Genomic DNA, 3,839 nt, shown 5'->3' on the forward strand with positions numbered 1-3,839 from the left:
TGTCGCGCCCGAACGGCGCCTGCCGCGGCCGGCCTATATGGCCGCCACAGCGGCGTTCGCGGCGGGGCTTGCGGCGCTTGCGGTGTTCGCCGCCTATGACCGCCGCATCGCGCTGATCTTCGTCGCAGCCGCGATCGCGGCCTTCTTGGCGCTGCGGCTCGTCGCCTGGGCGATCATGTGGGGCGCGGCGCGCCTGCCGCGGCCCAAGGGGGTCGAGCTCAAGCTCGCGCTCGGCAACATCCACCGGCCGGGCGCGCTGACGCCCTCCGTGGTGCTGTCGCTCGGCCTCGGCCTCGTGCTGCTCGTCACGCTGACCCTGATCGACTCCTCGATCCGTCGCCAGATCGCCAACGAGCTGCCCGCGCGCGCGCCGTCCTTCTTCTTCCTCGACATCCCCTCGGGCGACCGCGACCGCTTCGCCGAGTTGATCCGCCAGGACGCCCCGGGCGCCACGATGGAGAGCGTGCCGATGCTGCGCGGCTCGTTCGCGTCCATCAAGGGAACGCCCGCGGAGGAGCTGAAGGTCGATCCGGAATATCGCTGGGCGCTGCGCGGCGACCGCGGCGTGACCTTCGCGGCCGACGTGCCGAAGGGCTCTAGCGTGACCGAAGGCGAATGGTGGCCGGCGGACTATGCGGGCGAGCCGCTGGTGTCGTTCGACGAGAAGCTCGGCAAGGCGCTCGGCCTCGAGATCGGCGACGAGATCGCCGTGAACGTGCTGGGCCGCGCCATCACGGCCAAGGTCGCGAACTTCCGGAAGATCGCCTGGGAGACGCTCGGCATCAATTTCTTCATGGTGTTCTCGCCGAACGCCTTCGCGGGCGCGCCCTACATGAACCTCGCCACGGTCTCGTTCCCGGGCGGGGGCAGCGACGCGCAGGAGTTCGCCCTGCTGCGCGAGGCGACGGGCGCCTTTCCCTCGATCACCGCCATCCGGGTGAAGGACGCGCTCAGCTCGCTGTCCGAGGTCATCGGCAACCTGGCGCTCGCGATCCGCGCCGCGAGCGGCGTGACGCTTGCGGCCAGCGTCCTGGTGCTGGCTGGAGCGCTCGCGGCCGGCCACCGGCGGCGGGTCTACGAGGCGGTGATCCTGAAGACGCTCGGCGCGACGCGGAAACGGCTGCTCGCGGCCTTCGCGGCGGAGTACGCGTTCCTGGGGCTGATCACGGCCGCCTTCGGCCTGGCGGTCGGCTCGCTCGCAGCCTGGGGCGTGACCGAGGGCGTGATGGGGATAGAGTTCGCCTTCGACCCGCTCGGCGCGGGCCTTGCGGCGCTCGGCGCGCTCGCGCTCACCATCGTGCTCGGGCTCGCCGGCACGTGGCGCATCCTGGGCGAGAAGCCGGCCCGCCATCTGCGGAACATGTGACCGGCCGGCCGGGCCGCCGAAGAGGAAGGGCGCCCGCGGCCTCGGCCGCAGACGCCCTTTCCTGAGGTTCCGGGCTCAGCTCAGTGCAGGAAGCCGAGCAGCCAGAGCACGATGATGATCGGCAGCGGAATGCCGATCAGCCAGAGAAGTCCACCCTTGAGCATCACTCGCCTCCATATCCGGCGAGTCAACGCGCAGGATAGGACAGCGTTCCCGACCTCGTCGCGTTTGCGTGAAGGTCGGAAGGATCAGCCGCTCAGATCTGGTCGCGCTGGTCGGTGATGAGCCGCGCGCCGCGCTGGAAGGTGGCGAAGTCCCAGACCCATTTGAACGCCACCGCGATCCGGTTGCGGGCGCCGATCAGGAAGTAGATGTGCGCCACGCACCAGAACAGCCAGGCGATCAGGCCCGTCAGGTTCATGTAGCCGAGCTTCAGCACGGCCGACCGGCGCCCGATCGTGGCGATGTCGCCCTGGTGGCGGTACTTGAAGGGCGGCGGCGGCACGGCTTCGCGGGCGCGCGACGCGATCACGTCCGCCACATAGGCCCCCATCTGCTTCGCGGCGGGCGCGACGCCCGGCACCGGGCTGCCGTCCTCGCGCTTGACCGACGCAGTGTCGCCGATGACGAACACCTCCGGACGCCCCGGGACGCTGAGGTCCTTGTTGACGATCACCCGGCCTGCGTTGTCGCACTGCGCGCCGATCCAGCGGCCGGCTTCCGAGGCGACGACGCCCGCAGCCCAGATCACCGTCGCGGCCTCGAGACGGCCGCCTTCGAGGTCCACGCCGGTCTCGTCGCAGTTCGTCACCCGGGTGCTGGTCATCACCTCGACGCCCATGCGCTCCAGCGACTCGCGGGTGTAGGCGGAGAGGTTTTCCGGGAAGGCCGGCAGCACGCGCGGTCCGGCCTCGATCAGGATGACGCGGGCGGTGCGCGGGTCGATGTGGCGGAACTCGTTCGGCATCACGTGCCGCGCGACTTCGATGATGGAACCCGCGAGCTCGACGCCGGTGGGGCCCGCGCCGACGATCGCGAAGGTCAGCAGCCGCTCGCGTTCGGCGGGGTCGTCCGAGAGCTCGGCCCGCTCGAAGGCGATCAGCAGCCGCCGGCGGATGATGGTCGCGTCCTCGACGCGCTTGAGGCCGGGCGCCCACTTCTCCCACTCGTCATTGCCGAAATAGGAGTGCGTCACGCCGGTCGCGAGCACCAGTTCGTCATAGGGCAGCGTGACCGTGTCGGCGACGACCTGCCGGCTCTCGAGGTCGATGCTCTCGACCGTGCCGAGCAGCACGCGCACGTTCTTCTGCCGCCGCAGCACGTGGCGGATCGGCCAGGCGATGTCGGCGGGCGAGAGCTCGGCGGTGGCGACCTGGTAGAGCAGCGGCTGGAAGCAGTGGTAATTGTGGCGGTCCAGCACCGTGACGTCGACATCTGCCTTGGCGAGCTTCGTCGCGACTGTGAGCCCGCCGAAGCCGGCCCCGACGATCACTACTCTGGGCCGCCTCGGCTCTGCGACGTCCATCCTGTCTGCTCCTTTCAAGGAAATGCCGCCCCGTGCGGCGGCTGTATATAGGACCCTGGTCATGACGTCGGCGCCCCTCGGCGACGCCGGGCGGAGCTGCAAAACTGACCGGTCTTCATTAAGGGCGGCTGAAGGCTGGCGCCAGCGGCCGCCGCGGCGTCCGTCCTTCGTTTGGGCGCTGGGGCCCGATTGCATTCACGGGCGGGTTCCCCCATGTGTGAGCCCGACCGCGCAGGCGCCGCACAGGGCTTCGCAGAAGGAGACGTTCGCATGGCCGCCGGGGATGACGTTCTGGCCTCCGCTCCCGACGATCTGATCGTCGAGACCACGACCCAGACCTTCATGACGGATGTTGTGCAGGCTTCGACCCGGACGCCTGTGCTGGTGGACTTCTGGGCCCCCTGGTGCGGGCCGTGCCGGCAGCTGACCCCGGTGCTCGAGAAGGTCGTCCGGGCCGCGGGCGGCAAGGTCAAGCTCGCCAAGATGAACATCGACGATCACCCGCAGATCGCCGGGCAGCTCGGCATCCAGTCGATCCCGGCCGTGATCACCTTCACGCGCGGCCAGCCGGTCGACGGCTTCATGGGCGCGCTGCCGGAAAGCCAGATCCAGTCCTTCGTGGAGCGCATCCTCGGAGAGGCGCTGCCGGACGAGGCGGGCGACCTGCTGGCTCAGGCGGAGGCGGCGCTCGAGGCGGGCGACGTCGCAGGAGCCGCGGCGATCTATTCCGAACTGCTCGTCGAGGAGCCCGACTCGGCCCCCGCGATCGCGGGTCTGGCGCGCTGCCATGTCGCCGCCGGCGATCTGGAGCAGGCCAAGGCGACGCTCGCCGCCGCCCCGGCCGAGAGGGTCATGGCTCAAGCTCTGAACCCCTTGGCTGACCCGAGGACGGATGGCTGAGCGAACGTTTCCGGTGCGCTTGCCGAAGCGGGCGAAGATGCTCCCGGA

2 protein-coding genes and 1 pseudogene are annotated in these 3,839 nt (G+C 70.1%); 2 read left to right on the top strand and 1 reads right to left on the bottom strand.

Features of this window, described 5'->3' with window-relative positions:
- A partial coding sequence (locus tag ACIKT0_RS14630) for an ABC transporter permease (RefSeq protein ID WP_407106048.1) occupies window positions 1-1,366 on the top strand: 1,366 nt, incomplete at its 5' end.
- 256 nt (window positions 1,367-1,622) lie between these two features.
- Here ACIKT0_RS14630 and ACIKT0_RS14635 read toward each other — a convergent pair.
- Window positions 1,623-2,891, bottom strand: coding sequence for an NAD(P)/FAD-dependent oxidoreductase (locus tag ACIKT0_RS14635; RefSeq protein WP_407106049.1), 1,269 nt, complete (start codon window positions 2,889-2,891; stop codon window positions 1,623-1,625).
- A gap of 270 nt (window positions 2,892-3,161) precedes the next feature.
- Between ACIKT0_RS14635 and trxA the strand changes: the two are divergent.
- Window positions 3,162-3,731 (top strand): annotated as a pseudogene (gene trxA, locus ACIKT0_RS14640) (thioredoxin); the annotation flags it as partial.
- Between the last annotated feature and the right edge of the window lie 108 nt (window positions 3,732-3,839).

Origin of the sequence: Hansschlegelia beijingensis (assembly GCF_045505405.1) — a bacterium.
Classification (GTDB): domain Bacteria; phylum Pseudomonadota; class Alphaproteobacteria; order Rhizobiales; family Methylopilaceae; genus Methylopila; species Methylopila beijingensis_A.